This window comes from Primorskyibacter flagellatus, from assembly GCF_048268605.1.
Taxonomy (GTDB): Bacteria; Pseudomonadota; Alphaproteobacteria; order Rhodobacterales; family Rhodobacteraceae; genus Primorskyibacter; species Primorskyibacter flagellatus.
The window spans coordinates 138,123-163,712 of sequence record NZ_JBLWVF010000008.1 but is presented as its reverse complement, the minus strand read 5'-3'; the positions used below and the strand labels follow the sequence as shown (position 1 = coordinate 163,712).

Here is a 25,590-nt window from a genome sequence, read left to right as displayed (position 1 = left end):
CGTTCGCTTCATTGTCCGTCCTCAGGTTGGGTCGGACTCTAATCGACGGTGGAGGAAAAATCCCATGGCAGGTCAGAATTTACATGGATTTTTCTTAAATATTGGCCAATCCATCACCACCTCCCATCGGCTCGGCCAAATCAGACATAGCTTCTTGGTGGCATACCAAACAGTTATAGAGTGTGCTGGCAGTCGGCAAACACCAAACAGCAACCCGAGCACAACGGAACTGAACGTGGTGTTGACATCTTGCATCAGAAAAGCACAAGGACGCCGCTTCTACCAAGTGGTGCCCTTGAACAGTGATATCGAGAGGTCAGGTTTTTACGCTTTGCGCAGCCCCATACCCCAGAATGCGGCCTCCAGTTGTGTTGCGGTTGTGAACCGTTTTTGCAACTGCGACCACCGGGGAGAGGTCTCGGGCGCGGGGCCCAGTCGCCGCGTCATCGCTCCGTCGATCATCTGGCCAAGCCGCGTCATCGCGGTTTGGTATTCACTGCCGTTATAGGTGTCGATCCATGCGCGATAGGGCGTATCGGGCGCGGCCTCTACACCAAGCCGCGTGCCGATTTCGGCGTAACCAAAGCAACACGGTGCCAGTGACGCCAGCAGATCCAGAAAGTCGCCCTGTAACCCTGCATCCATGACGTAGCGCGTATAGGCGATGTTCTCGAACTCTTCCACCGCGTTGAACAGGGTGACCTCGTCAATGCCTTCTGCGGCACAGGTCTCAATATGCAGGGCCATTTCGTGATTGACGAACCCATTGACTGAACCAGCGCAGACTTTCATCTCTTCCAATGTTTCGGCCTTGACCACCCCTAGGGACCAGGCGCGCGAAAAATGCACAAGAAAGACGTAGTCCTGTATCAGGTAATGCAGGAAAGCCGCGCGAGGCAACGTGCCGTCGCGCAGGCCTTCGACAAAAGGGTGATGCGTATAGCTACGCCAATCATCCGCGCATCCGTCCCGCAACAGGGCAACGGTGCGACCATGTTCCGATCCACTCATTAGACCGTCACGTCGATGGTGGTGTCTGACAGTGTTCTCATGGGTGCAGTCCTTTGAATTTTGCAAAGTGATGGGTTGGGCCGTGGCCCGTTCCGACCGTCAGGTCATCGGCATGGGCAAGAGCGGACGCGACATAAGCCTTGGCGGCGGTGACGGCGTCGCGCAGGTCCAATCCCTGCGCGAGCTGTGCCGCCAGGGCGGCAGACAGTGTACACCCCGTGCCATGGGTATTGCGGGTCTTGGTTCGTTGCCCTTCAAACCAGGTCACACCATCCCGCGTGACAAGGCAGTCCGGGCTTTCCGGTGCCTCCAGATGCCCGCCCTTCATCAGGACGGCAGCTGGCCCCTTGGCGATAAGCGCGCGGCCTTGTTCTTGCATGGCGGTCCGATCTGCAGCGATCGAAGCACCCAGAAGATGCGCAGCTTCGGGCAGATTGGGCGTCAGAAGCCTGGCCAGTGGTAAAAGCTGCGCCCGCAGCACAGATACAGCATCGGGCTGTAACAAGGGTGCGCCGCCCTTGGCGATCATCACGGGGTCCAGCACAATTGGAGCAGTACAGTCTCGCAGCACCTCGGCGACAGCGGCGGCAATGTCGGCATTGGCAATCATGCCAATTTTAACCGCATCCACTCTGATGTCCTCGAACACCGCTTTGATCTGCGCTTGAACGAAATCGGACGGCACCAGATGAATATCACTGACGCCTTGCGTATTTTGCGCCGTGAGTGCCGTGATCGCAGCCATGGCGTAGGCCCCATTGGCCGAAATCGCCTTGATATCTGCCTGTATGCCCGCGCCCCCTGATGGATCCGACCCGGCAATGCTAAGCACGTTTGCGATCATGCCCGGCCCTCCTGAAAGCTAAAGGCACGCGCCGCTGCCGCGACATCGGGCTGCCCACAAATGGCGGACACGACAGCCAGACCATCAGCACCGCTTTTCAGCACGGCACTTGCGTGTTCCGCTTTCAGCCCACCTATGGCGACGGCAGGAAGCGACGAGAGCGCGACAAGACGCGCCAACCCATCAAACCCGATAGGTGCGGCATGGTCGATTTTGGTCGCCGTGCCGAAAACCGGGCCAAGACCAAGATAGTCGACTATGGAGGGATCAGCCGCCTGCACCGTCTGCACCGTCTCGCAGGACAGCCCCAGAATCTTGTCCGGGCCAAGCCGCGCGCGGGCCTGCGCGGGCGTCAGATCTCCCTGTCCGATATGCGCCCCGTCTACATCGGCAGCGACGGCGGCATCCACGTCATCGTTGATCACCAAAGGCACGCCGCTGCCCGAAAGAGCCTTTTTGATCGCGCGTGCCAGCTCTACCCGTTCGTGTGTTTGTGCGGACTTGTCACGCAACTGCACCATGCTGACACCGCCCGATACCGCGCAACGCACCGTATCGATAACCCCACGCGAGGCGCAAAGCTGCGGATCGGTGACAAGGTAAAGCCGCAGGCTTTTGCGCAGGGCCGTCATGCGACAACCGCTTCGTGCAGTTCGTCGGGCTGTACCGCCGCCAACGCGTCGAGGAAATGCACTTGGAAGCTGCCGGGGCCACTTGCCTGCCTGGCCGCCATGCCGCCGGCCACTTTAAAATGTGCCAACGCGCCCAAGGCCGCGTCAAACGCCGGTCCGACGGCTGCGTACGCCCCCATCAATGCTGTCAGCGAACAGCCCAAAGCGGTCACCTGCGGCATGATCTCCGACCCGCCTGCGACCCGTGCCGTCCGCGTGCCGTCGGTGACAAGATCCACAGGACCGGTGATCGCGACAACAGAGCCGAATTTCCGTGCCAATGCTACACCCACAGCTTCAGCCGCTTCGACAGCATCGCCGCTGTCGGCCCCCTTGCCGGATCCCGCCTCTCCAGCGAGGGCAAGGATCTCTGAGGCGTTTCCCCGCAGGATCGTCGGACGCAAGGACAGAATGTCCTGCGCGACCCCTTTGCGGTAGTTGCTGACGAAATGCGCAACCGGGTCGAAGACCCACGGAATATTGTGGGTGTTTGCCGTCTCGGCTGCGGATATCATGCCCACGACCCAAGGGGCAGACAATGTTCCGATGTTAATTGTCAACGCCCCGGAAATCGGCGTGAAATCCGTGATTTCTTCAACGGCATGAAGCATGGCAGGCGACGCGCCGGCAGCCAATACAACGTTGGCGGCGATGTTCATCGCCACGTAGTTGGTGATGCAGTGTACAAGCGGGCTTTGCGCGCGAAGCGGAGTCAGAATATCTGTGACAGTCAATTGCGGCTCTTTCAGGTTCTGGCGAAAAAGAGCACTTTGTCAGCAAATATAAAGCGACTGTGACCTCCCTCCGCCAGCATTATCTGGTTCAGGTTCAAAGGGTACGTCTCAGCTTGGCAGCGCCCCCGGCTAAAGAGACATTAGGCAAGCCTTGATACGGCGTCAATCGCCATGGGACACTCTGGCCCGGACATCACTGTACCGGGGCTTTCAACTTTTCTATGGTTCAGGGCGGTCTGATTATTCAACGCCGGGCTGCGGTTCTTCCGGAGTGATCCGTTCCAGCGGATAGTCCCAGAACTGCCATCCATCAGTCCCTTCGGGCAGCCAGTAGACATTGCTATACCCCCATTCGATTGCGCGTTTGGCGGCGTTCCAGCTCATCCAGCAATCTGCAAGGCAGAAGAAGAGGACGGGATGCGTGCTGTCATTTTTCGTGACATTGGCCAAACCGCGTCGGAAATACCCTTCTGTGACGTCCGCAATGGCACCGTAGCCGACATTGGGCAGCCAGATCGCGCCGGGGATGGAGTCTCGCGGTTTGTCGCGCCAGATCGTGCCTTCGGGCAGGTTGGCGGGTTTCGGGGCTTGCGGCAGAACATCAATGAATGCGGTCTGGCCCGCTTGCCACAGGTCATGTGCCGCCTCCGGCCCGACGACCGTGCCACCCGACAGGGTAGACGGGACCGGCCCCCGGTAGCGGTCCATCCGGTAATCCGCGGGTTCGTCTTCAGCCACCACACTGACTGGCAGTCCCACAAAAAGCAGGATCGCCAGCATCCGGATCATTGGGACAGATCCAGAACCGTATCCCCAAGGTCCGAGACCAACGGCACGCCCGCATCAGCAAGCAGAGCGTTGATTTCATCCTGATTGCGTCGAATGAGCGAGTTCAGCTTGCGCTGCCAAACTTTTTCACCCTGTCGGACGCCCATCGTGATCCGGTAGTAAAGTTTGGGCGGCAGGGTTTCCTTGATCAGCGGAATGGCTTTCATACCCGGATGGGATTGTTTGACCAAAGGACCTCCGATCGGCCCCCAAATGATGGCGGCGTCGATCTCTCCGCTTTCAAGGTCGGCCAGCATGTCCTCTGAAGGGCTTTCGTACCGTCTGTCAACAAACAGATGGTAGGCCTTTGCCTTCCCTATCAAGCCGTTGCGCGCCATATGGGTAGCAGGCGGGCTTCCGGCGATGATCCCGATCTTCAACCCCTGCAAGCGTTCATCCGACAGCACGGTGACGTCGGTCAACGGGCCGTCCTTCGGAACGATCAGCACATATGTCGATGTCAGATAATGATTGGTGTTCAGCACAAGCTCATGGCCCTGCGCATAACCAATGATCACGTCGCATTTCTTGATCTTAAGCGTGTTGCGGACAAAGCCGGTCGCCATCGGATACCAGGTATATTGAACGGGCAGAGCCAGCTTTTCGCCGACCAGCTCTGCCAGCGCGTTTTCATAGCCAGATCCGTCTTGCATGGACATCGGGGCATTGGCTGGATCTGCGCAAACCCTCAATGCGTGCGTCGAGACAAGATCAGAGGTCTGCGCCTGCGCCACACCGGCGCAAAGCAACAATCCCAAAAACCCTGACGCGACAAGGCGCATCGTATCAGCCCATGCAATCATTTTCCATCTCGCGGATCAGATCGGACTTGGCTTCTTTCTTGGCCGGGCGACCACGCGGCACCGCATCCATGCCACGGGCTTTGAGGTAAACATAGATGTCATTGAGATAGCACATCACGTTCGGGTTGTCGCCAAAGTGCGGCATGACCGAGTTGCCATTCTGACGACCATTCACCACGACATCATAAAAATCGTAATAGTCCAGATGCACGGCGGAATTCTTGATCTTCGGTGCATAGGTGGACCCTTCGCCATCCGGACCATGACAGACATGACATTCTGAATGATAGCGACGGAAACCCGAGAAGGTCATCCAATCGACGGTCCCATCCTCGGCCACCTTGTAGGTAGGAATATCATCTTCGGTGAAGTACATGCCATCGTCCTCATAGGCGACAGCGACTTCATCAGCGTGTTCTTCGGGCTTTACCGGCTGATCGCTCGAGCTTTGGGCAAAGGCTGCAAGGGGAAGCAGCGTCGATACGGCGGCGGCAAAGAAAAATCGGGATGCAGTGCGCATCATGGCTGTTCACCTTTCGGACAGTCGTTAGGGGAGGTCCGGCACACGGATGCGCCGGACCCAGCTTTTGAAGCGTTATCGAGCCTTAATCCGGCAGTGCGAACACGGTCAGCTGACCACCCAACGCGGTGTAGTCGCTGAGGGCGGCATAGCCACCCACGGCACCCAGACCGTCATTCGGGTTCGTCAGACCAGCCGCAAGACCGATCCCGGCCCAGCCGCCAATACCAGACAAGATGCCGATATACTGCTTACCTTCAAACTCGTAGGTCATCACGTTACCGATGATACCCGAAGGGGTCTTGAAGCGGTATAGTTCGTCGCCCGTCGTCGCATCGACCGCCTTCAGGTATCCCTCAAGCGTCCCATAGAAGACCACGTCGCCGGCAGTCGCCAAAGCACCGGACCAGACCGAGAACTGCTCGGGGATGGACCACTTGATCTCACCCACCGTGTTGTCCCAGGCGATGAAGTTACCCATGCCGCCATGGCTGTCGGGAGCCGGATACATCGCCAGCGTCGCGCCGACATAGGGCTGACCGGCGGTGTAGGCCACGCGGAACGGTTCGTAGTCCATGCAGACGTGGTTGGTCGGGACATACATCAGCTCTGTTTTCGGCGAATAGGCCGCAGGCTGTTGGTCCTTGGACCCAAGCGCCGCCGGGCAAATACCGGTGGAGTTGACGTCTTCGCCATTCTGCTCGGTCGAGTACTGCGCGACAACGGCCGGACGACCGTATGTCTCGGATTCGGGGTCCATATCGACACCGGTCGTCCAGTTCACAGCCGGATCGAACTTTTCCGCCACCAGCAATTCGCCGGTTTCGCGATCCAGGGTATATCCCAGACCGTTCCGGTCGAAATGCGTCAGCAGCTTGCGTTCTTCACCATCAATTTCCTGCTCTGTAAGGATCATTTCATTGACGCCGTCATAATCCCACTCGTCATGCGGGGTCATCTGGTAGAACCACTTGGCCATGCCGTCATCGGGGTCACGCGCCATGATGGTCATCGACCAACGGTTGTCGCCCGGGCGTTGCGCAGGGTTCCAGGTCGAAGGGTTGGCAGAGCCGTAATAGAAGAGGTCAAGCTCCTCGTCGTAGGAATACCATCCCCACGTCGTGGCGCCGCCGATCTTCCACTGATCGCCTTCCCAGGTCTTGATGGAGCTGTCCACGCCGATCGGCTTGCCCAGATGGGTTGTCTTTTCCGGGTCCACCAACAGTTGATCGTCGGTGCCGACAGAATAGGCGCGCCACTCAAGTTCGCCGGTTTCCATGTTGTAGGCCGTGACATGGCCCTGAACACCGAATTCACCGCCCGAGATACCGACAATGATCTTGTCCTTCACCGGAAGAACCGTCGCGGTGTTTGTCTCGCCTATCGACGCGTCGCCGTTCTGTGCTTCCCACTTCACCTCGCCGCTCATGGCGTCCAGCGCGACCACTTTCGTGTCGGCCTGATGAAGGAAGATCTTGCCATTGGCGTAGGCAACACCGCGGTTCACGGTATCGCAGCACATCACCGGGATGACATCCGGGTCCTGCTTTGGTTCGTATTTCCAGACGATCTTGCCGTCCTGTGCCAGATCAAGCGCATAGACGATGTTCGGGAACGGCGTGTGAACATACATCATGTTGTCGATCACCAGCGGCGAGCCTTCGTGGCCCCGCAGCACGCCGGTGGAGAATGTCCATGCAACCTGAAGGTCGCCGACGTTTTCGGCGTTGATCTGATCGAGTTTGGAATATCTCTGGTTTTTGTAATCGCCCGTCTGGATCGCCCATTGTGCCGGGTTGTCCATCAGCGTCATGAGATCGTCATTCGCCATCGCCATACTGGCGCAGCAAAGGGCGATGCCCGAGGTTAACATTCTAAGGGTCTTCATTTCAGTCCTCCCGAAATACACGGCTTTCGCCGCCTCATGGCAAAACGGGGCATAGCCCATCTGCCGCTATGTACTGCCCCGCCAGCTCTCTCCTCCCGGCGGGGCAGACATTTCTTATGTCACGAACCTTCGTCAGTCGCCTCAGTTTCGTCAGAATGGCTCGCGAGAAACGCAATCACATCTGCGCGGTCCTCTTCTTTACGAAGCCCGGCAAAGGACATCTTCGTGCCCTTGGCGAAATCGCGCGGTTTTTCCAGAAAGGCAGCCAGTGCTTCGGGCGTCCAGACATCCCCGGCTTCGCCCATTTCCGCCAGAACCTTGGAGTATTTGAAGTCTTCCACACTGGCGATCTGCCGCCCCATGATGTTGTTCAGGACCGGCCCAACCTTGCTTTTGGCGTCCTCGCCCACATCGTGACAAGCTTGGCATTTGCGGAACACTTTTTCGCCTTTTTCCGCATCACCTGCCATCGAGTGGCTTTCGGCCATGACGGCAAGCGGAAGAAGTGCCGCAAAAGCTGTGCAGATTACTGTTTTGAACATTTTAAGCCTCTATCTTACTGGTCTTGAAGCAAACGATCTGCGTGCCAGGCAATGTGATCGCCTGCGAAGGAGTTCACAAAGAAATACGAATGGTCGTAGCCTTCCTGCATCCGGAACACCCCTGGCTGCCGATTGCGCATCATGGCCTCGGCAAGTGTTTCCGGCTTGAGCAGGTCCAGAAACTGGTCAGATCCACCTTGATCGATCAGCAGGTCGCCTTTCCATCCCTTGTCGTCCATAAGTAGCACGGAGTCGTGCTGGCACCAGCTTGATTCGTCATCTCCAAGATAGGCGCTTAGCTGCTTTCGACCCCAATCGCTTTGGGTGGGGTTCGCAATCGGCGCGAAAGCGGACAGTGAATCGTACATATCAGGATTGCGCATCGCGATGGTCAACGCGCCGTGCCCGCCCATCGAATGCCCGGTTATCCCGTGCCGGTCGAGGATGGCGAAATTCGCCAGCACCAGATCACGCAATTCGCTGGTGATGTAGTCATACATCTGGAAATGCGGACGCCAGGGGTTGCGCGTCGCATTGACGTAAAACCCGGCACCCTGCCCCAGATCATAGGCATCGTCATCCGCCACGTCGTCGCCGCGCGGCGAGGTGTCGGGAAAGACGAGCGCAAGACCGTGTTCGGCCGCATGTTCCTGAAGCCCGGCTTTCACCATCGCGTTTTCATGCGTGCAGGTCAGACCCGACAGATACCACAGAACCGGCACCTTTCCGGTCTTTGCCTGAGGCGGCAGATAGACCGCGAAGGTCATGTCGCATCCGCAGGCGGTCGAGGCGTGTTTGTAAACGCCCTGAACGCCTTCGAAGCTACGATTTTCAGAAAGGGTTTCCATACCGGATCAGAACTCCACCACGGCGCGGATCGACTTGCCTTCATGCATCAGGTCAAAGCCGTGATTGATCTCGTCCAGCGTCAGCTTGTGCGTGATCATCGGGTCGATCTCGATTTTGCCATCCATGTACCAGTCGACGATTTTCGGCACATCTGTCCGGCCCTTGGCCCCGCCAAACGCGGTTCCGCGCCAGACACGTCCCGTCACCAGTTGGAAAGGTCGCGTGCTGATTTCAGCCCCCGCGGGTGCCACGCCGATGATGATTGATTCGCCCCAGCCCTTATGCGCGCATTCCAGCGCCGTGCGCATCACGTTCACATTGCCGGTCGCGTCAAAGGTGTAATCCGCGCCGCCCTTGGTAAGCTCGACCAGATGCGCCACCAGATCGCCCTCGACCTTCGAGGGGTTCACGAAATCGGTCATGCCGAAATGCTCGGCCATTTCGATCTTGTCGTCATTCAGATCGACACCGACGATCTGATCACAACCTGCCAGACGCAGGCCCTGCAAGACGTTCAGGCCAATGCCGCCCAGACCAAAGACAACCGCGCGGCTGCCAATCTCTACCTTGGCAGTGTTGATGACAGCGCCGATGCCCGTGGTGACACCGCAACCGATATAGCAGACCTTGTCGAACGGCGCGTCCTTGCGGATCTTGGCCAGCGCGATCTCTGGCACAACCGTGTGGTTGGCGAAGGTCGAACAGCCCATGTAGTGGTGGATCGGTGTGCCATCCAGCATCTTGAACCGCGTCGTACCATCAGGCAGCAGACCCTGACCTTGTGTCGAACGCACCTTCTGGCACAGGTTGGTCTTGGGGTTCAGACAGTATTCGCATTCGCGGCATTCGGGCGTGTAAAGCGGGATCACATGATCGCCCACCTCCAGCGTGGTCACACCTTCGCCGACCTCAATCACAACGCCTGCGCCCTCATGGCCAAGAATTGCCGGGAAGATGCCCTCGGGATCGTCACCGGAACGGGTAAATTCATCCGTATGGCACAGGCCCGTGGCCTTGATCTCGACCAGCACTTCGCCCTTGCGGGGCCCGTCCAGTTCGACTTCCATGATTTCCAGTGGTTTACCTGCCTCAACGGCCACGGCAGCACGAGTTCGCATATGTATTCTTCCTTCTTTTGCGCGCCGACAAGTTTTATCGACCACGCACTTTTAACGGATTATGGTAGGGGGCAGTATACCAAACAATGCAGACTATGGTGGGCATTGGGAAGCGTAGACTTGCCTTGCGCCCTCGGGCATCTTTTATCTGGGAGGATTTTTCAAATGGTTCACGCCAGAATTCTAGTGCTCGCCGGGTTGTGTCTTGCGACCCCAGCCCTCGCCACCGATTTTTCGGATCCGACATGGCCCTGCGTGCAGCGCAAGGTGGGGCAATTGTCCGTTGGCCTGATGTGGGCGCATCCGGTCCCGGACACTGTGCCGAAGGCGATACAGGACGACGTGAATACGCTTGCCGACACATTGGCCGTCAGGCGGATCGAGCTTGAGACATTACGCCCCGATATTGCCGCCTTTGCTGCGCAGGTAGAGGGAGATCCTAACGCTTTGGGTCTGGTGTTCAAGCAAGTGTTCGACCGTTTGTCCCGCCGGCGCGGCCGGATCATCCACGGCATCGAGGAATTTTCGCTTAGCCAGATCGGGCTGAGCGAAAAGATCGAAGCCGCGCGCAGCGAGATGGCAACGCAACTGGCAACCGAAGACCCGGATTTTGACAGGGTGGACGCGCTGGAAGAGCAACTTGACTGGGATCAGCTGATCTATTCGGACAGGCAGAAGAACATCACCTATCTGTGCGAAACGCCGACACTGCTGGAAAAACGTCTGTTCGGGATTGCCCAGATGCTTCAGGCAGAGGTCAAGGACAGCTGAACCCTATTCCCATTCTAGCTCTGTAAAGGCAACGGTGGCGTTGCGCGGATTATACGCCTCGAACAGGTGCCAATGCTCCGCCTCGTCGGCCGCGATGGTCTTTACCGCGTCGCCAAGCCGCGTGCCGTCGGCAATCGCGGCGCGGGTGTCCGTGACAAGCGTTTGCAAGTAGCGTTCCAAAGCGGCGGTGCCCGCTGGCCAAGGCAGTGACGCCGCGCCATGTCCGGGCACGACTCGCAGGGCTGCTTGCGCTTTCATCCGCGCCATAACGTCCTGCCAGCCAAGAACGCTGCCATCCAGCGCAGGCGTGTGCTGATCGAACACAAGATCGCCGGCGAATAGCGTTCCGCTTTTTGTATCGAACACCGTGAGATCCGCGGGCGTATGGGCTGTGGGCCAGGCCGTCAGGGTCAAAACCCGATTCCCGAGGTCGATCTGATCCTCGGCACCGATCCGGTGTGAGATGTCCGGCGAAACCGTTCCGATCATCGCCTCTTCACCAATCAGGCGGTGCAGGCTTTCAAGGTAGTTCGCCTGCCGGTCGGCAAGCGCGCGTGGCAACCTTTCGTGACCGACCAACTCTGCCCCTGCATCCGCGAACAGCGTCGCGCCGAAGACATGGTCCGGGTGCATATGCGTCAGGATCACATGACTTACAGGCTTGTCTGTACGCTGCCGGATGCTGCGCCACAGCGCCTCGCCCATCCAGCGGGCAGAGCCGCTGTCGATCACCGCGACCGAAGCGTCGCCAATGACAAAGCCCAGATTGGACACGTCCCCTAGGTTGACCTCGTCAGGTTCCTCGATCAGACCCGAATGGACGAAGACACCCTCTGCAATCTCGTCCACCGCCAGTGCAGCGCCCTTCGGTTGGCAAAAAGCGGCCGTTCCCGCAGGCGTTTGCGGCGGGGCCTCTGCCAGCGCCGCCTCGCAGGCCTGTTGATTGTCGGCCTCAAATCCCGGCAGCAGCATCTCGCGGCACGGTCCCGCGCCTGCATTCAGACAGATCAACACGACAGCTTCGAACATCGCCCTCCCTCCTAACAGGTCACAGGTCACGCGCGGAAACGTGTGCGGCACCGACCAAACGCTCTATATCAGAAAACCTGAATTTGTGTCATAATTCGCTTTGTACCCATGCAAGAGGAGGAGGCATGGCCAATCCAGCCATTATCACGGCGGTCGTTGTTGCGTTGTTCGCATCGCCCGCTTTCGCCGATGACCCGATCACGAACCCGTTAACCGAAAGCGCAACCTGGCAGGACCTGCGCCCGGATATTCTGGGGGACGCCCCGCTTGCCGATGGGGCCGCCATCATCAGTGTCGATGCGCCTTACCGCGCGCATGATGCCGCGACGGTTCCAGTGGTGCTGCGCCAGCTTGACCCATCGCTGCCGATCAAAAAAGCAACTGTGGTCATTGACGAGAACCCGGCCCCCGTGGCCGCTGTCATGGAATTTTCCGACGCAATGGCCCCGCTCGATTTCGAGTTGCGCGTGCGCGTGGACCAGTATTCCAATCTCCGGGTGATCGCAGAAACAGATCAGGGCCTGTCCATGTCGGGCCGGTATGTCAAAGCCTCTGGCGGCTGTTCCGCTCCCGCAACCAAGGATCCCGAACAGGCACTGGCCGGCATTGGCAAGATGAAGCTGCGCCTGTTTGGCGAGCCTGCCATGTCTACACCGCGTCGCGAGGCGCAGATCATGATCCGGCACCCGAATTATTCCGGGCTGCAACGCGATCAGGTAACACAGCTGTTCATTCCCGCGCATTTCATCGATCATATGGAGGTCTGGCAGGGTGAGGATCTGCTTTTCACTGTCGATGGTGGCATCTCGATTTCCGAAAACCCGGTCTTTCGATTTTCCTACACCGATAACGGTGCCGAGATGCTGACCGTCAAAGCCACGGATACCGATGGCAACAGCTTCGCGCATGATCTGAGCAAAGCGGCGCAGGGCTGATCGGCCCGACACCCTCAGAAACAGATAATCTCTGCTTCGGCCTGCGCGCGGCGCAGGTCGGCCACCAAAGCCTCGGCCACGACGGCGCTGTTGAAAACGGCCATGCGTTCGCCCCCCGTGCGCCGCATCGAAAGGACCGTTTCCGCCTGCAAGTATTTTTCGTATGGCAGGATTGTGGCAATCTCATCTATCGAGCAGGCGCATTGTTGCAGCACCTCGCGGCTGCGCCCGTTCGTGGCCATACAGGCAAAGACATAATCCGCGCGAGCGGCTGTCGGGTAGTCGTTATATTGCTGTGCAACGCTTTGCGCGCTGGCCGCCAGCGGTGCAACTGCCAGAATGAGCGCGCAGGTCAGGCCTTTCATTTCGTTTCCCCCAGCGTATCAAACGTGATCTCCGAATGGTAAACCGGGCCGTCGCCCGCACCGGGCGCATCTGCCGTCATGCTAAGATACCAGCCGGGCACGTCCTCGGACATCACCACCTGCATTTCCAAGTCGCCGAAGCCTTGCATCCGGTCGCGGTTCGGGTCGTCCTTGAACGGGAACAGGCTGACCGTCTTGGTGGCCACCATGCGCCCGTCAACTTCTGCTTCGCCCTCGATCACCTCCGAGGTCTGGATCAGCGCGTCCTTGACCCGATTGCGGATGTAAAAAGGACTGCCGCCCGCCGATTCCGCCATGTCGCGGATGACCGATTCATAAAAGACCATGATCATCGGATTGCCGACGCTGGCCGGGAAACGCCCCATACCGCGCATCTTGTCCTCTTTGTGGAATGAGATTTTCAGCATCCCATCCTCGTCGGTCGAAAAGTTCAGCGCGATGTCTCCGGTGTCTCGCTCGCCCGCCTCTGGTTTCAAGGCGTTGGTGACCTCGCGGTGATAGAACAGCGTTTTGTCTCGGCTGATCTCGTCCAAGGTTCCATCGCGGAACAGCAGGTCATAGGTCTTGGCCCCGTCCGCCGAATTCGCGACGGCTGGTGCCGCCAATAGTGCAATCGCAAAGGCCAGTTGTTTCAGCATCATCAAGATTCCTCCCTCAGCCGAGAGTATTCCCCTGTCCGGCAGTGTCATGCCCGACTTTCGGCTGCACTCCGGCGGTGTGCTCCTTGACCTTCCATTCGATCAGCGGACGCAGGCGCGACAACTGCAAAGGTTTGGTCATGACTGTGAAGTCCATCCGCTTCCCGGCCCGCAACAAGCTTTCCCGCCGATCGGCGGTTATCATGATCGCCGGGACATTCGTGCCGGTTTCCCGGCGGATGGTCTCTATGGTGCGCAGGCCGGTATCCGCGCCGTCCAATTGATAATCCACCAGCATGATGTCCGGTGGCATTCCCATATCCCGAACAAAGTTCACGGCTTCTTCGGTGGACGCCGCAGGCAATACGCTTGCCCCCCAGCCCTGCAAGGTCTGTGTCGTGGCAAACAGCACATCCGCGTCATTCTCTACCACCAAGGCGATATGATCCAACGGCACGTCACCAAAGCTCAATGCCGCCTTCACGGGTTCGGATTCGCCGATGGAATCGCCCACGCGGTCCATCTCGATACAAAAGACCGATCCAACGCCCAGTTCTGACGACATCCAAAGCCGGTGCCCGAGATGGCGGCACGTCCGTTCGACAATCGACAGGCCCAGCCCGACACCTGAACCGACGGGCACATTTCCGGCACGAGCGAATTCTTCGAAGATGCGGCTTTGATCTTCCTCGCCGATGCCGATGCCGGTGTCCCAGACCTGCAATTCGACCTTGTCACCGCGACGCCTGCACCCAAACAGAACCTTGCCGCCCGGCTCTGTGTACTGGATCGCGTTCACCACAAGGTTCTGAATGGACCGAAGCAGATAGACCGGATCGGACCGAACATGATGATTGCACGGCACCATCACAAGCTTCGCGCCCTTTTGTTCGGCCAACGGGGTCTGATCCTCGTAGACACCTTGCAAAATCGTGCCGAGGTTCAGCGTGCGGGCCGTCACCGCATCCTCTTCGATGCTGTCCAACCGCGATATATCCAGCAGGGCATGCAACAATTGCTCAATGGACGTGAAAGCCCCTTTCAACCGCTCTGTCAGGGGGGCGTGCGGCGACCCCATAGTGTTTTGTTGCAATGTCGCAATCAACAGCTTGGCGGCATTGATGGGCTGCAACAGGTCATGGCTGGCCGCCGCCAGAAAACGGGTCTTGGACGACACCGCTGCTTCGGCGCGCTCCTTGGCAAAGCGCAGCTCTTCCTCGACGCGGGCCTTTTCGTCATATTGTTCCGTAAGGCGCGCATTTGCATGGGTCAGTTCTGCTGTGCGCTCCTGCACCCGGTTTTCCAGCATCTCGGTTGCCCGCGCTTCCAGCGTGACATCCTTCAGTTCGACCAGAAAGCCGCCATCCGGCAGCATATTGGCCTGAAGATCAAAGACCCTGTCGGTGACACTGCGCACCCGCTGCCGAAACCGCCCGCTGCGCAGCAACCGCGCCTGCCATTGTTCGACCATCAAAATCGTGGCACCTTCGATCACCCCGCGTCGCGTGAGAAAGGCCAGCAGGCTGTGAAGCGACATGCCCTTTGCCACAGCACCGTAGGGCAGGCCCAGCAATTGCCGGAACGGCAGGTTATGCATCATCACCCGGCCCGTCGACGAAAAGGTACACACGCCCGAGGTCATGTTCTCGAACACCGCCTGAAGGTAGTCGGCCTGTCTGTCGATCAGCCGCTCTTTCTCGGTCCGGTTCTGCCGCACGATCGACGTGATTTCCGTCAACAACAGGATGCGCGTTCCGGCAGAGGTCCGCTCCATGTTCAGCCGGTACCAGCGGTCCTCGGTCATCTCGATCACGACCGACAACGTCGGGGCGGCCACATCCGCTTGCGTAATTTGCCGGTCCAGTGACAGGACATGCGCGCTTTGTGTCAGAAGGCTGAAATATCCCGTCAGGCTAAGCCCCGGAACAACCTGATCCGAGACATCCTGCAAGAGGTGCTGAAAAAGATCGTTGCAAATATCGAGCTGCTTGCCGGTGAACAGCGCCAGCCCATCGCCCATCGCCGACAGCGCCTCGTCCAGATTGCGGCGGGTGCGCTCTCGATCATATTGAACGCTTTCCAACTCGGTCGCCGCCCGTTCCAGATCACGGGTCTTTGCAGCGACCTGCGCCTGCAACTCGATGGCCGATTGAAAGGCGCTATACGCTGTCGTGCCAACCTCGTTTTGCCGCGTAGCCCGCCTGACCAATGCCGCAATAATCTTGGATTGGCGTGCGACCTGAATATTCGGCGGCTCGGTCGGGTCTATCATGTCCATTGCCCGTGCCCCCCGTCGCTTTCAAAGAACGCGACGCCGACAAAGGTCTGGTTCATATGCAGCCCGCAATGCTGCTCGCCATAGGTGTTGAAGCCAAGAACCCGATGCCGGCGAAAGATCTTGGAGACGTGCCTGTCGAGCTGCTTTTCTTCGAATTCCAGCTTTCGCAACACGCAATCGAAGGCAAGGATGAAATCCGGTGCCCGCCCCGCCGGGTCGCGCACATCCAGCTCTGCTTCCAATGTCTCGATGATATTCTTGCCGCGGCCCAGCATCATTACCAGGCCGTCGTCGATAGCGGCAAGAAACGACAGCGACTGGCCATTCGTCAGGGCAAAGATCGCGCGGACATAGTGGTTTTCGTTATGGCAGACCAGCATCGGGTTTTCGGCAAAAACCTGCGGCGACAGATCCTCGACTGCGCAGCCGACCAATCGCGCATATTCCTTTGCCGCCGGGGCACCGTTGATCTCGTGGACAAGACGCTCTTCGGTGTTGGCATCGGTGATGACCAGTTGCTTGCCGTTTGGCAGGAAGTGGTCAAAGCTGAGGCCTTGGAATTGCAGGTTCGTCTCGACCATCAGCAGCAATGCCGCGTTGCCATGGAACGCGCCGTTATGCAGGATGAAGGTTTCGCCAAAGGCCAGACCATCCCCGGCAGAGCCGCCGAAGACCGGAATGCCCTCCAGCACGGTTTCCAGAACCGAGGCCAGCAGATCCTCTTGTTTCGACAGACCGTCGGCAAAAACCAAGGCAAGCCGGTTCCAGCCCGGTGTGCGCAGGAACTGGCTGTTCTGGCGTTTGACCTGGCTGATAATCGGCGCGATGGACAGGGGTTTCAGCGGTTTGAACAGGATCGAGGAACAGCGGAAATTCTCTTTGTGAAACGCGATCAGAAGCAACGCGTCTGTCTCGTAGCCAGCAGGCGTGATCTGTCCCGCCGTCGTGCAGCCAAACACCGGCACACCGTCCAGCCTGTCAGCCAAAGCATCGGCCAGAACGCCCGCGTCCAATCCGGACGGTGCCAACACCAGCACAAAACACGTCTGCGCAAGGTCGATACCCGTGGCGGCCTCCTCGACCGCGTCGCGGGCATCAGGGGCGGTGGATTGCGCCACCGTCACAAATTTCGGACCAGAGCAGGGGTTGGTGTCTCGCATATCCGTCCTACTAACGGCAGAGGAACGAAAGCGCCTCCGGCTCCTCGACCGATTCCAAAGCCTGGGCATGGGCCGCCTCGACCATCAGGGCGGCCTGCGTCCGGTTGCTGACACCAAGGCGTCGCAGCAGCGCCGTGATATGCGCCTTGACCGTCGCCTCGGCCAGATCAAGCTCGTAGGCGATCTGCTTGTTCGGCTTGCCTTCGCATATCAGCTTCATCACCTTCTGCTGCTGCGGCGTCAACGCGGCCAGCTTGGGGTGTATGTTCTCCAGCAAATCCTCGGGCGTTTCGGCGGGCCGGGCCTGACGATAATCCTTCGGTACATATTTGCGCCCCGCCGCGATCTCTGCCAGCACGGTCTGGATCACGTTCGCAGGCGTGTCCTTCGGCAAAAAACCGGCGGCACCCTCGTTCATCAACGAGGTCACAAGCACATGCGACGTCATCGAAGAGATGACCAAAATCGGAATATCCGGCACATGCGCCCGCAACGAAATGAACCCCGAGATGCCATTCACATCCGGCAAGACCAGATCAAACATCACCAGATCCGGGTGAAACCCCGATTCCAGCAATGCGAGCGCCGCTTTCAAAGATCCGGCCTTTTCTACCTGACAGTCCGCAAAGACCCCGCCCAAGGCCGACGCAAGCGCATCGCTGTATAGCGGATGGTCGTCAACAATCAGCACCGAAGAGATTGTCTCTTCCGGAACCGCAACGTCAAAGTGTTGCATAGCAGTAGCCTCCCAGTTCAAGAAGCTAGCTTAGCGACGATTTTTTGCAACCGTTTCAACGCATCTAAGATCACTTTCCGCCCATGTCCGCAGCCATCAGGCCTTTTGTTTCGCGACATGGGTCGCGATCAGATCCATCAGGGGCGGGGACAGGCAATCATAGGGCGTCAACCCCAGCTCTGTCAGGCGTCCGCGGATCTCGTCCATGCGGGACGGGTCCACCCCGGCTTCAATGATTGACGAGACAAACGCCGCGAAGGTCGGTGCCGCCCACCCCTTTTGCGCGGACAGTTCGGTATGCACGAAATCCAACCCATGAAACGGGTGTCCGGTATCCTCGATCCGGCCGACCATGTGCGTTCCGCAATCGCGGCAGGCATGGCGCTGGATTGCGGCGTTTTCGTCAACAATCCCCAGTTTGTCCGCATTTTCAGTGACTTTGACATTGCTGCGCGGCGTCACGGCGACCTGACTGAAGATCGCACCCTTGGGCTTCCAGCATTTGGTGCAGCCGCAGACGTGGTTATGCGCAGTCTGGCCAGAGATTTCGACCACCACCGGATTGGTCTGGCACTGGCACCGCAGCGTACCGCCGCCGAAATTCGGGTCTTCCGGCGGAATGCCACTGTCAACTTGTGGATGAATTTTCACATGCGTGTATTTGGGCGTGGTGTCGGCAGTGTCATTGCTTCCACCCCCGAACAGATTGTCCAATAGTCCCATGGTCGTGTCCTCCCTTAGGCAGTGCGTCCAGTGTCGAACGCTGTGCGCAAGCCTCTGCCTGTCGGGCGTGTCTGGCAATTCAGCGCTTAGTCTTAACTCTGGCATGCGATTGCAGGAAGGACCGGACAAAGCCGCGCAAGTCCGGGGTGTTGGCATCCGGCGCGAATATCGCCCGGTCGAGACCGTCCAAAAGGCGGCCGTCCTCCGGCCCGGCCCCGTCCCGGCCCATCAAGGCATATGCCGCGCGCCTGACCTGAGCGGGCTCACCCGCACGCGCCGCCCGCGCCATCTGTCGTGCCAACGGATCGAGGATCTTGAACCGCCGCCTTAGTGCCGTGGCGTCGGGGCGTCTGCCGGACACCATCCAGCCCAGACCGGCACCGAAGATCAGCAGCGCGACAAAGGCGACCGGCCATCCGGGCAGGACAGACGGGCGCGCGGGCGGTGGCACCGGAGGCAGCGCAGTTTCGTCATAGGCTACCCGCTGGGCCGAGATCGTGACATCGCGCATCACCCGCGCGTCGGTGTCGAAATACTCCAGATGCAGCGGCTCCACGATGGTGGAATAGGCATTGCCCGGCCGGATCGTCCAGCGCCAGAATACAAAAGTGACCGGTCCTTCCGGCGAAAGCTCTATCAGGCGCTTTTCGGGATGGGCGAAAACCATGCCCGACGGCGAATGAAGCTCTGGCATCGGCGGCACCATTTCCGGAGTCACGCCGATGGCCTTGATGCGGACGATCCGCAACACGCCCTCACCCGCCTTCAAACGGTCCGGCGCGTTCGACCATTGGTCGGAAATCTCGACACGTTTGGCCGGGAACCACCAACCGCCCTCCGGCAGATCCGGCGGGGCGGCAACCTCTACCGTCACCGGCGACGAGGTAATATCATGCGCGAACCAGTCATCGCCTTCATCGGTCAGGGTCAGATGATGCGTGAAGGGCCCGATGGTCAATGTGCCCGCGTCTTCGGGATATAGCGCCATCCGGCGTTCCATCACCTTGACGGTCTTGCCGTTCAGACGCTCCTCGCTCCATTTATCAGGGCCCAGCTGGGTCCAGTTGAACCCCTCCAGCGGCGGTTGTTCCAATTGCTCGCGGGTGATGTGGCGACGGTAGACCCCGCGGATCAGGATCGGGATCATCTCACGCGCGTAGGGCTGCGCGTCCTGTTCCAGCACGGTCACGGTCAGTTGCAGGTCCGTGGGATCGACCTCGCGCGATTGTGCCAATGCTGGACCCGCGACAAACATCGCAATCAGCAGACAGACCATCCTCATCGCGGATCCTCCGGCGTGGGTGGCTCCAGCCCCAGGGCCTTTCGCCGCTTACGTTCCTGCGAGATACGCGCGGCGAGGTATTCGCCCGGCACATCTGCCAATTGCCGTAGCCAGCGTTCATCCGCCACCATGAAACGATCGTCGAACACGCGCCGCACCTTCTGGGATGCGTTGCTGCGCAGTTCGACATTGCCAAGCATGGCCGACGCATTGGTGACCTCATCCCCCGTCCCGGCGGCGCGTGCATTGCCCTGCGCGACAAACGATTCTTCAATTACGCCTTCTTTTTGCTCTCCGAACAGCCCAAGAACCTCCGGGTCGATCCCAAGTGATGCATAATAGGCGGCGATCAGGTCAAAATTTGCCCGCGCGTCTCCGTCTCCTCCGGGGATTACACGATCATAGGCCTCAAGCGCGGCCGAATATTTGCCATCCCGCGCCTGCGCCGTTCCAAGATTGTAATAGGCCTGCGCTTCGGCAAATGCCTCTGCCGCGTCGGGCAGCTTCCGGGCGCGATAGAGCGCAACCCCGCGCCACTGCGCATCCTTGAATAGGGGTGTCGCCAATGCGGGCATTCCTGCCGACAGCAGGACCCGGCCGAAACCGGACGTTCCGCCGAGGATCAGGGCCAACGCGGTTGCGGCGGCAGCTATCAATGCCAGCACCTTCATGTCATCTGCCTGCGAAACAACATCAGCATCGGGATCAGGGCCAACGCCAACAACGCCCGCCCCATGTCACGCCAGAACAAAAGCGGATAGGATTGTTGTTCCAGCCGGTCACGCGCCTGCCCCGTCAACCAATCGGACAAGTCGTCCGGCGCGTCCAGCGACATCAGCGTGCCGCCACCAATCGCGGCATGTGCCTCCATCTCGGGCGTTAACGGGCCGAAAGCGACAATCGACAGCCGCGCGCCCTGCGCCGCAATCCGCTCTGCCACGGTCAGACTGTCAGGGCCCAGCCCTGCGCCATCGGTGAACAGGACCACATCCCCGGCCAGCACCTCTGCTTCGGTCAGCATCACACCTGCAAGATCCAACCCGCGTTCCGGCCGTGATCCGGGATCAGGCACCGTTTCGGGACCGATCAGCGACAGGGTCTGGCCCAACTGTTTGTGATCCGCCGTCAGATCCGTGGCGACATAGGCATCACCGGCAAACACCACCATCCCGCCGGGACGCGAGCCAAGCGACGCAATCCCGAACCGGCCCATCGTGACCAAATCCTGCCAGCGGGGGCTTTCCGTCACACTGGGCGAGGCGTCAACGACAAGAACAACACCGTCGAGATTTCGGAAGGACACCGCATCGCGTCTTTCCACCGCCGGACCGGACAGGGCCAGAACCGCGATGGCAGCCGCCCCGACTGCGGCAATCAAAGGCACCCTGTCACGCCGCGTCTCGACCCGCCCGAGCGCTGCCATTGCCCGCAAAAGCTCTGGCCTGACAGCCCGTTCCCACCCACCAATGCCGCCCTGATGGCGGTAAAGCCACACGGCGAATGTTGCGAGAACGGGCAAGGCCAAAAGCCACAGCGGCCGCAGCACTGTCAGATCGCCGATCATGCTGATTGTTCCCGCCATGCAAGGCCAAGGCAGCCCAGCATTGCCAAGGCTGCGGGCCAGATCCAGAATTCGGCATAGACCTCTGCCGACAGCCCGTCGCTGTCGGTGGCTTCAAGCTGGTCCAGCGCTTCGGTGACGGCGACAAGGTCTTCGGTGGTCCGCACGCGAAAGCTCTGCCCGCCCGACACGTCCGAAATGGCCCGCAGGGTCGTGGCATCGACCACGCCACGCTCGCCTTCCTCTGCGGTCGTTTCATCCTTCGGGCCAAGCGCGATCGTATGCACCCGAACGCCCATATCGGCGGCCAGTTGCGCCACACCCTGCGGGTTTGTGGCGCCCGCATTATTGGCCCCGTCCGAGAGCAGAATGACCACGCGCGTGGCCGCCTCAGACGCTTCCAGCCGTTTCAGGGCCAGCCCCAATGCGTCGGAAATATTGGTCGCACGGCCGGAAATGCCTATGGTCGCCTCCTCGATCCGGCGGGCGACCGCTTCGGTATCAAAGGTGAACGGCGTGGCGTAATACGCGTCAGAGCCGAAAACGATCAGCGCCACCCGGTCCCCGGCGCGGCGGCGGGCAAAAGCGGACCCGACGGCGGTAACGGCCTCCAGCCGGCTCACTTGCGCGCCGTCGAGATAGAAATCGTCACGCACCATTGACCCGGACAGATCCAGCGCAATCGCCAGATCGCGGCCCGACACTTTCAGCGCATTTACAGGCTCTGGCATCCGGGGGCCGCAGAGTGCCAGCACGGTCAGCACCCAGATCAGCCATGGCAAGACGCGCTGCAATCTCGCGGGCATGTCTGATCCCGCGCCACGAGACCGCCCGATCATTGCCGCCCCTATGCGTTCAGGCACGGCCAGAGCAGTCCCACCCGCACGGATCGGCGGCAGAAACCGCGCCGCAAGAAAAGGCACTGGCAGCAAGGCCAAGGCCCAAGGGGTTGCCAGCTCAAGCATGGCGCGCCAGCACCGCACGCAGGGCAGCAGTGTCCGGCCCCGCGTCAGGGCGGTAAAGGCTGTCACGAAGCGCGGCAAACTGCGACGGATCGTATAGTTTCAGCAAATGGAGCAAGGCAATGCGCCGCTCGGGGTCGGGCAACGCGTCGAGTTCGGCAAGCTTCCGGTCAAGGCTCGGCCGGGCGGGGCGGGGCTTTCGGCCAAGAAACTGCCGCGCAATGAGGCCAATCACCAAGGCCGCAACTGCCGCCAACCCTATTGCGGCGGCAAGCTCTGCGCCCATTCCGCCCGCCGCATCTGCCGGAAGCCGGATGTCACGCAATCCGGCCTGCAAGGCGGTTTCGCTCAGTGCACGTTCGCTCATGGTACGCGATCCGATGGCAGGGACGCCGCCAACCTGCGGGCCGTCTCTTCAATCCCTGCGCCTGCGTTCAATATCAGCGCGGGGCGGCCGGCAATGGTTTCTATCTCTGGTCGGGTCGCGGGCCCGCCCCGAATCGCAACGCGTAGCCGCCGACCATCAGGCAGCCGGATCGGGTAGCGCCCCGCTGGCAGGTTGTCGGTGGCTTCGTCGATCACCCGGATCAGACGCGGCACACGACGCTGCGCCAGAGACGACAGCCTGTCCGGCAGCCCTTCGCCCATATGGTCGAAACCGGACGCGATCAGGACCTCTGCCCCGAAGGGCACAAGCCGCTCTGCCCGCGACAGGGCCTCGTCCAGCGAACGGTCGTCGGCATGGCCGCTCATCACCGATTGCAAGGCCGCATCATGCGCGCGCACCAAACCGCCAATCACATCCAGCATGCCGCGCGCACGGCCACGCGGTGCCACGGCAACCTGGCCATCCGGCAGCAGCGCAAGCAATCCGACGCGCCCACCTTCGGCCACGATGCGCCAGCCGATCAGACACAGCGCCTCTGCCGCAGCGACGGACCGGAAGGCGCGTGAAATGCCCCACAGCATCGAGAGCCGGAAATCCGCCACCAGCAGGGAGACGCGGTCGCGTTCCTCGTGGAATTGCCGGACATGCAATTCGCCGGTGCGCGCCGTCGTGCCTTTGTCGAGATGCCGGATGTCATCGCCCGCCACATATTCGCGCACATCGGCCACTTCTTGGCCGTGGCCCTTGCGCCTTATGGCAAAGCCGCCCGGCAAAGCCGCAAGCACCGGCTCGTCCAATGGGCGCAACGCCACTTGGCGCAAGGCGATCAGCTCTGTCGCGGACAGCGTGACACCGGGCGCCTTCAGCGCGGCGGTCACAGCGCCTCGACCGCGCCGAGGATGGTGGCGACCACGTCGCGCTGGCTGCGGCCTTCGGCGACGGCGCGCCAAGACAGAACCATCCTGTGCGCCATCGTGTCCCCGGCAAGATCGGCAACATCCTCTGGCAGGGCATAATCCCGCCCGCGCAGATAGGCCCGCGCCTTGGAGGCCGAGGCCAACGCCAGCGATCCGCGCGGCGAGACGGCATGCTCGATCTCTGCGGACAAGTTCCCCTGGCGCGTCGCGGTCACAAGCCGGACAATATAATCGCGCAGCTCCGGTGACAGATGCACCGCCATTGCCTGACGCCGCGCCTCTTGCAGGGCGGCAAGTGGCATCTGCGCCGCAGCAACGGGCGGCTGGGCAGCTTCGGCTTCGACCAGATCGAGGATCTGGCGTTCGGTCTTTGCATCGGGCAGCTCAAGATTGACGTAAAGCAGGAACCGATCCAACTGCGCCTCTGGCAGGGGAAACGTGCCGTCATGTTCAATCGGGTTCTGCGTCGCGACAACCAGAAACGGGTCCGGCAAAGCATGCGTCTGATTGCCAGCGGTCACCTGCCCTTCGGCCATCGCCTCCAGCAACGCGGATTGCACCTTGGGCGGCGCGCGGTTGATCTCGTCCACCAGCACCAGATTGTGAAAGACCGGGCCGGGGACAAATTCAAACGTGCCGGTTTGCGGACGAAACACCGGCGTCCCGGTCAGATCGGCGGGCATCAGATCGGGCGTACACTGGATCCGGGCAAAGCTGCCCTCGACCGCGTTTGACAGCCATTTGACCGCCCGCGTCTTGGCCAGCCCCGGCGGCCCTTCCAGCAATAGATGCCCGCCTGTCAGTAGCGAAATCATCAGCCGCTCGATCAGCCGCTCATGCCCAACGAGGCCCTGCGACAGATAGCCAAGCAGCGATCGCATGTTCTCTGGTGGGCTGTCTGGCAATGCGTCCATGTATCCTCCTCGTCGCCTTTTCGGCGCCATTTTGCGGAGATGTTAGGGCATCGTTTGACACAGCACTATACCGTCGTAAGTCGCATCATTGCGTGGCGGCGCGACAGTCCGGATCGAGAATGAGTGAGAACCGCGGATCGGCTCGCGTAGCCTCTGTCAGTGCTGCCAACCGGTCGAATTCGGTATCGATATAGTCGATGAAAGCGGGTTCTGTTGTCTGGTCCACGGCCGAACCCGCAACCGCGTGCATCATAAACACGTCAAATTCGCACAGCCTTGACGGGTTGGACCGGAGCAATGCCGACATGAACGCTTTGGAACCCCAGGGCAGGCGATGCGTATTCAGCGGCACTTCCTGTAGTTTGGACAGGAAAACAGGGTCGCGCCGTATCAGCAGCACATCCATCCCGAAGGTGAAGCTTTGAAACAACTCTTCGATCAGTATGGACCGATAATAGGCCTCCTCCAGCGACCCCGGCGGGGACACTGCCTGCTGGACCATCAGATGCGTCGTGGCTCCGCGCCTGCCAAAGAAAGTCTGCGCCATGGCCGGGGAATTTGCCGCGTAAAATCGTCCGGGCAGCAGTCCCAGCCCGTAGGCGTCATTCATCCAGTCAAGATCCTGCGTCAGCGCCTGATTTGGGGGAAAACCTGAATAAAGCCGCAGAATGGCGGTCCGACCTGATCCGCATGACCGCGCGTGCCGCCCTGCGTAGCGCATCGGAAGCGGCTTTCCAAAGACATGGCGGGCCAGTGCGCGGAACGTGTCCAGCACCGCCAGCGATTGCGCGGTCGGCGGATCACCAATAAGGCACAGCGCCGCGCCCGACAGGTCGCGCCCGTTGATATGGACCGGGATCGACATATCCCGACCCAGCATTGTCGAACGCAGCTGATAGTTCCAGCCGCTGCGCGCCAGCTCAAGAAAGCTCTGCCGATCCGCAGCGCGCCCCTGCCCTGCGACCAGAAGGACCAAAGCCACGACACCACAAAGAAACAAACCGCCACGCATGGGCAGAGTTTAGCGGGATTGGGGCCAACTTCCACTCTGAAGGCGGCTCTGGGTCATGTTGCGCTTGACTGCCCGAAGCGTCGTGGATGG

Annotated in this window: 28 protein-coding genes and 1 riboswitch; of the genes, 2 read left to right on the top strand and 26 right to left on the bottom strand. The window is 60.1% G+C overall.

Annotated features, from left to right (window positions below):
- Nucleotides 1-324 precede the first annotated feature (324 nt).
- The 11 genes from tenA to ACN0WV_RS11230 form a co-directional block, all read right to left on the bottom strand.
- Nucleotides 325-1,011 (bottom strand): thiaminase II, encoded by a 687-nt coding sequence (gene tenA / locus ACN0WV_RS11280; RefSeq protein ID WP_417605812.1) that lies wholly within the window; start codon nucleotides 1,009-1,011, stop codon nucleotides 325-327.
- Between the two features lie 37 nt (nucleotides 1,012-1,048).
- On the bottom strand, nucleotides 1,049-1,855 hold the full coding sequence (thiD, locus tag ACN0WV_RS11275; RefSeq protein WP_417605810.1) for a bifunctional hydroxymethylpyrimidine kinase/phosphomethylpyrimidine kinase: 807 nt from the start codon (nucleotides 1,853-1,855) through the stop codon (nucleotides 1,049-1,051).
- Nucleotides 1,852-2,487: a thiamine phosphate synthase gene (thiE, locus tag ACN0WV_RS11270; RefSeq protein ID WP_417605809.1), complete on the bottom strand. Its 636-nt coding sequence runs from the start codon at nucleotides 2,485-2,487 to the stop codon at nucleotides 1,852-1,854. Before thiE ends, thiD begins: the two co-directional genes overlap by 4 nt.
- The gene (gene thiM / locus ACN0WV_RS11265) at nucleotides 2,484-3,260 is read right to left on the bottom strand and encodes a hydroxyethylthiazole kinase (RefSeq protein ID WP_417605807.1); all 777 of its coding nucleotides are present in this window, start codon (nucleotides 3,258-3,260) and stop codon (nucleotides 2,484-2,486) included. Before thiM ends, thiE begins: the two co-directional genes overlap by 4 nt.
- A 48-nt stretch (nucleotides 3,261-3,308) precedes the next feature.
- Nucleotides 3,309-3,397, bottom strand: a riboswitch (TPP riboswitch).
- A 103-nt stretch (nucleotides 3,398-3,500) separates the two neighbouring features.
- On the bottom strand, nucleotides 3,501-4,049 hold the full coding sequence (locus ACN0WV_RS11260) for a PQQ-dependent catabolism-associated CXXCW motif protein (protein WP_417605805.1): 549 nt from the start codon (nucleotides 4,047-4,049) through the stop codon (nucleotides 3,501-3,503).
- Nucleotides 4,046-4,891, bottom strand: a complete 846-nt coding sequence (locus ACN0WV_RS11255) for a substrate-binding domain-containing protein (RefSeq protein WP_417605803.1) — start codon at nucleotides 4,889-4,891, stop codon at nucleotides 4,046-4,048. The genes ACN0WV_RS11260 and ACN0WV_RS11255 overlap by 4 nt, the downstream gene beginning before the upstream one ends.
- Complete coding sequence (locus ACN0WV_RS11250) at nucleotides 4,875-5,411, bottom strand: c-type cytochrome, methanol metabolism-related (RefSeq protein ID WP_417605826.1); 537 nt, start codon at nucleotides 5,409-5,411, stop codon at nucleotides 4,875-4,877. The genes ACN0WV_RS11255 and ACN0WV_RS11250 overlap by 17 nt, the downstream gene beginning before the upstream one ends.
- Nucleotides 5,412-5,496: 85 nt before the next feature.
- Complete coding sequence (locus tag ACN0WV_RS11245) at nucleotides 5,497-7,299, bottom strand: methanol/ethanol family PQQ-dependent dehydrogenase (RefSeq protein ID WP_417605801.1); 1,803 nt, start codon at nucleotides 7,297-7,299, stop codon at nucleotides 5,497-5,499.
- A gap of 119 nt (nucleotides 7,300-7,418) precedes the next feature.
- Nucleotides 7,419-7,841: a c-type cytochrome gene (locus ACN0WV_RS11240; RefSeq protein ID WP_417605799.1), complete on the bottom strand. Its 423-nt coding sequence runs from the start codon at nucleotides 7,839-7,841 to the stop codon at nucleotides 7,419-7,421.
- A 14-nt stretch (nucleotides 7,842-7,855) separates the two neighbouring features.
- The gene (fghA, locus tag ACN0WV_RS11235) at nucleotides 7,856-8,689 is read right to left on the bottom strand and encodes an S-formylglutathione hydrolase (protein ID WP_417605797.1); all 834 of its coding nucleotides are present in this window, start codon (nucleotides 8,687-8,689) and stop codon (nucleotides 7,856-7,858) included.
- Nucleotides 8,690-8,695: 6 nt separating this feature from the next.
- Nucleotides 8,696-9,808 (bottom strand): S-(hydroxymethyl)glutathione dehydrogenase/class III alcohol dehydrogenase, encoded by a 1,113-nt coding sequence (locus ACN0WV_RS11230; protein WP_084350805.1) that lies wholly within the window; start codon nucleotides 9,806-9,808, stop codon nucleotides 8,696-8,698.
- 165 nt (nucleotides 9,809-9,973) lie between these two features.
- Between ACN0WV_RS11230 and ACN0WV_RS11225 the strand changes: the two genes are divergently transcribed.
- Nucleotides 9,974-10,579 carry a hypothetical protein gene (locus tag ACN0WV_RS11225; protein WP_417605795.1) on the top strand — a complete coding sequence of 202 codons (606 nt, stop codon included), beginning with the start codon at nucleotides 9,974-9,976 and terminating at the stop codon, nucleotides 10,577-10,579.
- Between the two features lie 3 nt (nucleotides 10,580-10,582).
- Here the strand turns inward: ACN0WV_RS11225 and ACN0WV_RS11220 are convergent, their stop codons facing one another.
- Complete coding sequence (locus ACN0WV_RS11220; protein WP_417605794.1) at nucleotides 10,583-11,608, bottom strand: quinoprotein relay system zinc metallohydrolase 2; 1,026 nt, start codon at nucleotides 11,606-11,608, stop codon at nucleotides 10,583-10,585.
- A 125-nt stretch (nucleotides 11,609-11,733) separates the two neighbouring features.
- On the opposite strand from ACN0WV_RS11220, the gene ACN0WV_RS11215 reads away from it, so the two are divergent.
- Entirely contained in the window at nucleotides 11,734-12,543 is an 810-nt protein-coding gene (locus ACN0WV_RS11215) for a quinoprotein dehydrogenase-associated SoxYZ-like carrier (RefSeq protein ID WP_084350811.1), read from the top strand.
- Between the two features lie 14 nt (nucleotides 12,544-12,557).
- On the opposite strand, the gene ACN0WV_RS11210 is transcribed toward ACN0WV_RS11215, so the two are convergent.
- The 14 genes from ACN0WV_RS11210 to ACN0WV_RS11145 all read right to left on the bottom strand — a co-directional run bounded on the left by ACN0WV_RS11210 (nucleotide 12,558) and on the right by ACN0WV_RS11145 (nucleotide 25,470).
- The gene (locus tag ACN0WV_RS11210) at nucleotides 12,558-12,908 is read right to left on the bottom strand and encodes a hypothetical protein (protein ID WP_084350813.1); all 351 of its coding nucleotides are present in this window, start codon (nucleotides 12,906-12,908) and stop codon (nucleotides 12,558-12,560) included.
- A complete protein-coding gene (locus ACN0WV_RS11205; protein WP_417605792.1) occupies nucleotides 12,905-13,570 on the bottom strand; it encodes a hypothetical protein in 666 nt (221 codons plus the stop codon). The genes ACN0WV_RS11210 and ACN0WV_RS11205 overlap by 4 nt, the downstream gene beginning before the upstream one ends.
- 13 nt (nucleotides 13,571-13,583) lie before the next feature.
- Nucleotides 13,584-15,845 carry an ATP-binding response regulator gene (locus ACN0WV_RS11200; RefSeq protein WP_417605791.1) on the bottom strand — a complete coding sequence of 754 codons (2,262 nt, stop codon included), beginning with the start codon at nucleotides 15,843-15,845 and terminating at the stop codon, nucleotides 13,584-13,586.
- Nucleotides 15,836-17,005, bottom strand: a complete 1,170-nt coding sequence (locus ACN0WV_RS11195) for an FIST N-terminal domain-containing protein (protein ID WP_417605790.1) — start codon at nucleotides 17,003-17,005, stop codon at nucleotides 15,836-15,838. Before ACN0WV_RS11195 ends, ACN0WV_RS11200 begins: the two co-directional genes overlap by 10 nt.
- A gap of 10 nt (nucleotides 17,006-17,015) precedes the next feature.
- Entirely contained in the window at nucleotides 17,016-17,741 is a 726-nt protein-coding gene (locus tag ACN0WV_RS11190; protein WP_084350819.1) for a LuxR C-terminal-related transcriptional regulator, read from the bottom strand.
- 96 nt (nucleotides 17,742-17,837) lie between these two features.
- Nucleotides 17,838-18,464, bottom strand: coding sequence for an S-(hydroxymethyl)glutathione synthase (gene gfa, locus ACN0WV_RS11185; protein WP_084350821.1), 627 nt, complete (start codon nucleotides 18,462-18,464; stop codon nucleotides 17,838-17,840).
- Between the two features lie 79 nt (nucleotides 18,465-18,543).
- Nucleotides 18,544-19,746, bottom strand: coding sequence for a hypothetical protein (locus tag ACN0WV_RS11180; protein ID WP_417605788.1), 1,203 nt, complete (start codon nucleotides 19,744-19,746; stop codon nucleotides 18,544-18,546).
- A complete protein-coding gene (locus ACN0WV_RS11175) occupies nucleotides 19,743-20,417 on the bottom strand; it encodes a tetratricopeptide repeat protein (protein ID WP_417605787.1) in 675 nt (224 codons plus the stop codon). Before ACN0WV_RS11175 ends, ACN0WV_RS11180 begins: the two co-directional genes overlap by 4 nt.
- The gene (locus ACN0WV_RS11170) at nucleotides 20,414-21,328 is read right to left on the bottom strand and encodes a vWA domain-containing protein (RefSeq protein WP_417605785.1); all 915 of its coding nucleotides are present in this window, start codon (nucleotides 21,326-21,328) and stop codon (nucleotides 20,414-20,416) included. Before ACN0WV_RS11170 ends, ACN0WV_RS11175 begins: the two co-directional genes overlap by 4 nt.
- Nucleotides 21,307-22,272 (bottom strand): VWA domain-containing protein, encoded by a 966-nt coding sequence (locus ACN0WV_RS11165; protein WP_417605783.1) that lies wholly within the window; start codon nucleotides 22,270-22,272, stop codon nucleotides 21,307-21,309. The genes ACN0WV_RS11170 and ACN0WV_RS11165 overlap by 22 nt, the downstream gene beginning before the upstream one ends.
- Nucleotides 22,265-22,636, bottom strand: a complete 372-nt coding sequence (locus ACN0WV_RS11160) for a hypothetical protein (RefSeq protein ID WP_417605781.1) — start codon at nucleotides 22,634-22,636, stop codon at nucleotides 22,265-22,267. Before ACN0WV_RS11160 ends, ACN0WV_RS11165 begins: the two co-directional genes overlap by 8 nt.
- Nucleotides 22,633-23,535 (bottom strand): DUF58 domain-containing protein, encoded by a 903-nt coding sequence (locus tag ACN0WV_RS11155; protein WP_417605779.1) that lies wholly within the window; start codon nucleotides 23,533-23,535, stop codon nucleotides 22,633-22,635. Before ACN0WV_RS11155 ends, ACN0WV_RS11160 begins: the two co-directional genes overlap by 4 nt.
- A complete protein-coding gene (locus ACN0WV_RS11150; protein WP_417605777.1) occupies nucleotides 23,532-24,488 on the bottom strand; it encodes an AAA family ATPase in 957 nt (318 codons plus the stop codon). The genes ACN0WV_RS11155 and ACN0WV_RS11150 overlap by 4 nt, the downstream gene beginning before the upstream one ends.
- An 85-nt stretch (nucleotides 24,489-24,573) precedes the next feature.
- A complete protein-coding gene (locus ACN0WV_RS11145) occupies nucleotides 24,574-25,470 on the bottom strand; it encodes a hypothetical protein (protein WP_417605776.1) in 897 nt (298 codons plus the stop codon).
- Nucleotides 25,471-25,590: the final 120 nt, after the last annotated feature.

Coding starts and splice junctions, on each gene's coding strand:
- tenA (WP_417605812.1), bottom strand. CDS start 1,011: ATGAGTGGATCGGAACATGGTCGCACCGTTGCCCTGTTGCGGGACGGA.
- thiD (WP_417605810.1), bottom strand. CDS start 1,855: ATGATCGCAAACGTGCTTAGCATTGCCGGGTCGGATCCATCAGGGGGC.
- thiE (WP_417605809.1), bottom strand. CDS start 2,487: ATGACGGCCCTGCGCAAAAGCCTGCGGCTTTACCTTGTCACCGATCCG.
- ACN0WV_RS11260 (WP_417605805.1), bottom strand. CDS start 4,049: ATGATCCGGATGCTGGCGATCCTGCTTTTTGTGGGACTGCCAGTCAGT.
- ACN0WV_RS11255 (WP_417605803.1), bottom strand. CDS start 4,891: ATGATTGCATGGGCTGATACGATGCGCCTTGTCGCGTCAGGGTTTTTG.
- ACN0WV_RS11250 (WP_417605826.1), bottom strand. CDS start 5,411: ATGCGCACTGCATCCCGATTTTTCTTTGCCGCCGCCGTATCGACGCTG.
- ACN0WV_RS11245 (WP_417605801.1), bottom strand. CDS start 7,299: ATGAAGACCCTTAGAATGTTAACCTCGGGCATCGCCCTTTGCTGCGCC.
- ACN0WV_RS11240 (WP_417605799.1), bottom strand. CDS start 7,841: ATGTTCAAAACAGTAATCTGCACAGCTTTTGCGGCACTTCTTCCGCTT.
- fghA (WP_417605797.1), bottom strand. CDS start 8,689: ATGGAAACCCTTTCTGAAAATCGTAGCTTCGAAGGCGTTCAGGGCGTT.
- ACN0WV_RS11230 (WP_084350805.1), bottom strand. CDS start 9,808: ATGCGAACTCGTGCTGCCGTGGCCGTTGAGGCAGGTAAACCACTGGAA.
- ACN0WV_RS11225 (WP_417605795.1), top strand. CDS start 9,974: ATGGTTCACGCCAGAATTCTAGTGCTCGCCGGGTTGTGTCTTGCGACC.
- ACN0WV_RS11220 (WP_417605794.1), bottom strand. CDS start 11,608: ATGTTCGAAGCTGTCGTGTTGATCTGTCTGAATGCAGGCGCGGGACCG.
- ACN0WV_RS11215 (WP_084350811.1), top strand. CDS start 11,734: ATGGCCAATCCAGCCATTATCACGGCGGTCGTTGTTGCGTTGTTCGCA.
- ACN0WV_RS11210 (WP_084350813.1), bottom strand. CDS start 12,908: ATGAAAGGCCTGACCTGCGCGCTCATTCTGGCAGTTGCACCGCTGGCG.
- ACN0WV_RS11205 (WP_417605792.1), bottom strand. CDS start 13,570: ATGATGCTGAAACAACTGGCCTTTGCGATTGCACTATTGGCGGCACCA.
- ACN0WV_RS11200 (WP_417605791.1), bottom strand. CDS start 15,845: ATGGACATGATAGACCCGACCGAGCCGCCGAATATTCAGGTCGCACGC.
- ACN0WV_RS11195 (WP_417605790.1), bottom strand. CDS start 17,005: ATGCGAGACACCAACCCCTGCTCTGGTCCGAAATTTGTGACGGTGGCG.
- ACN0WV_RS11190 (WP_084350819.1), bottom strand. CDS start 17,741: ATGCAACACTTTGACGTTGCGGTTCCGGAAGAGACAATCTCTTCGGTG.
- gfa (WP_084350821.1), bottom strand. CDS start 18,464: ATGGGACTATTGGACAATCTGTTCGGGGGTGGAAGCAATGACACTGCC.
- ACN0WV_RS11180 (WP_417605788.1), bottom strand. CDS start 19,746: ATGAGGATGGTCTGTCTGCTGATTGCGATGTTTGTCGCGGGTCCAGCA.
- ACN0WV_RS11175 (WP_417605787.1), bottom strand. CDS start 20,417: ATGAAGGTGCTGGCATTGATAGCTGCCGCCGCAACCGCGTTGGCCCTG.
- ACN0WV_RS11170 (WP_417605785.1), bottom strand. CDS start 21,328: ATGGCGGGAACAATCAGCATGATCGGCGATCTGACAGTGCTGCGGCCG.
- ACN0WV_RS11165 (WP_417605783.1), bottom strand. CDS start 22,272: ATGCTTGAGCTGGCAACCCCTTGGGCCTTGGCCTTGCTGCCAGTGCCT.
- ACN0WV_RS11160 (WP_417605781.1), bottom strand. CDS start 22,636: ATGAGCGAACGTGCACTGAGCGAAACCGCCTTGCAGGCCGGATTGCGT.
- ACN0WV_RS11150 (WP_417605777.1), bottom strand. CDS start 24,488: ATGGACGCATTGCCAGACAGCCCACCAGAGAACATGCGATCGCTGCTT.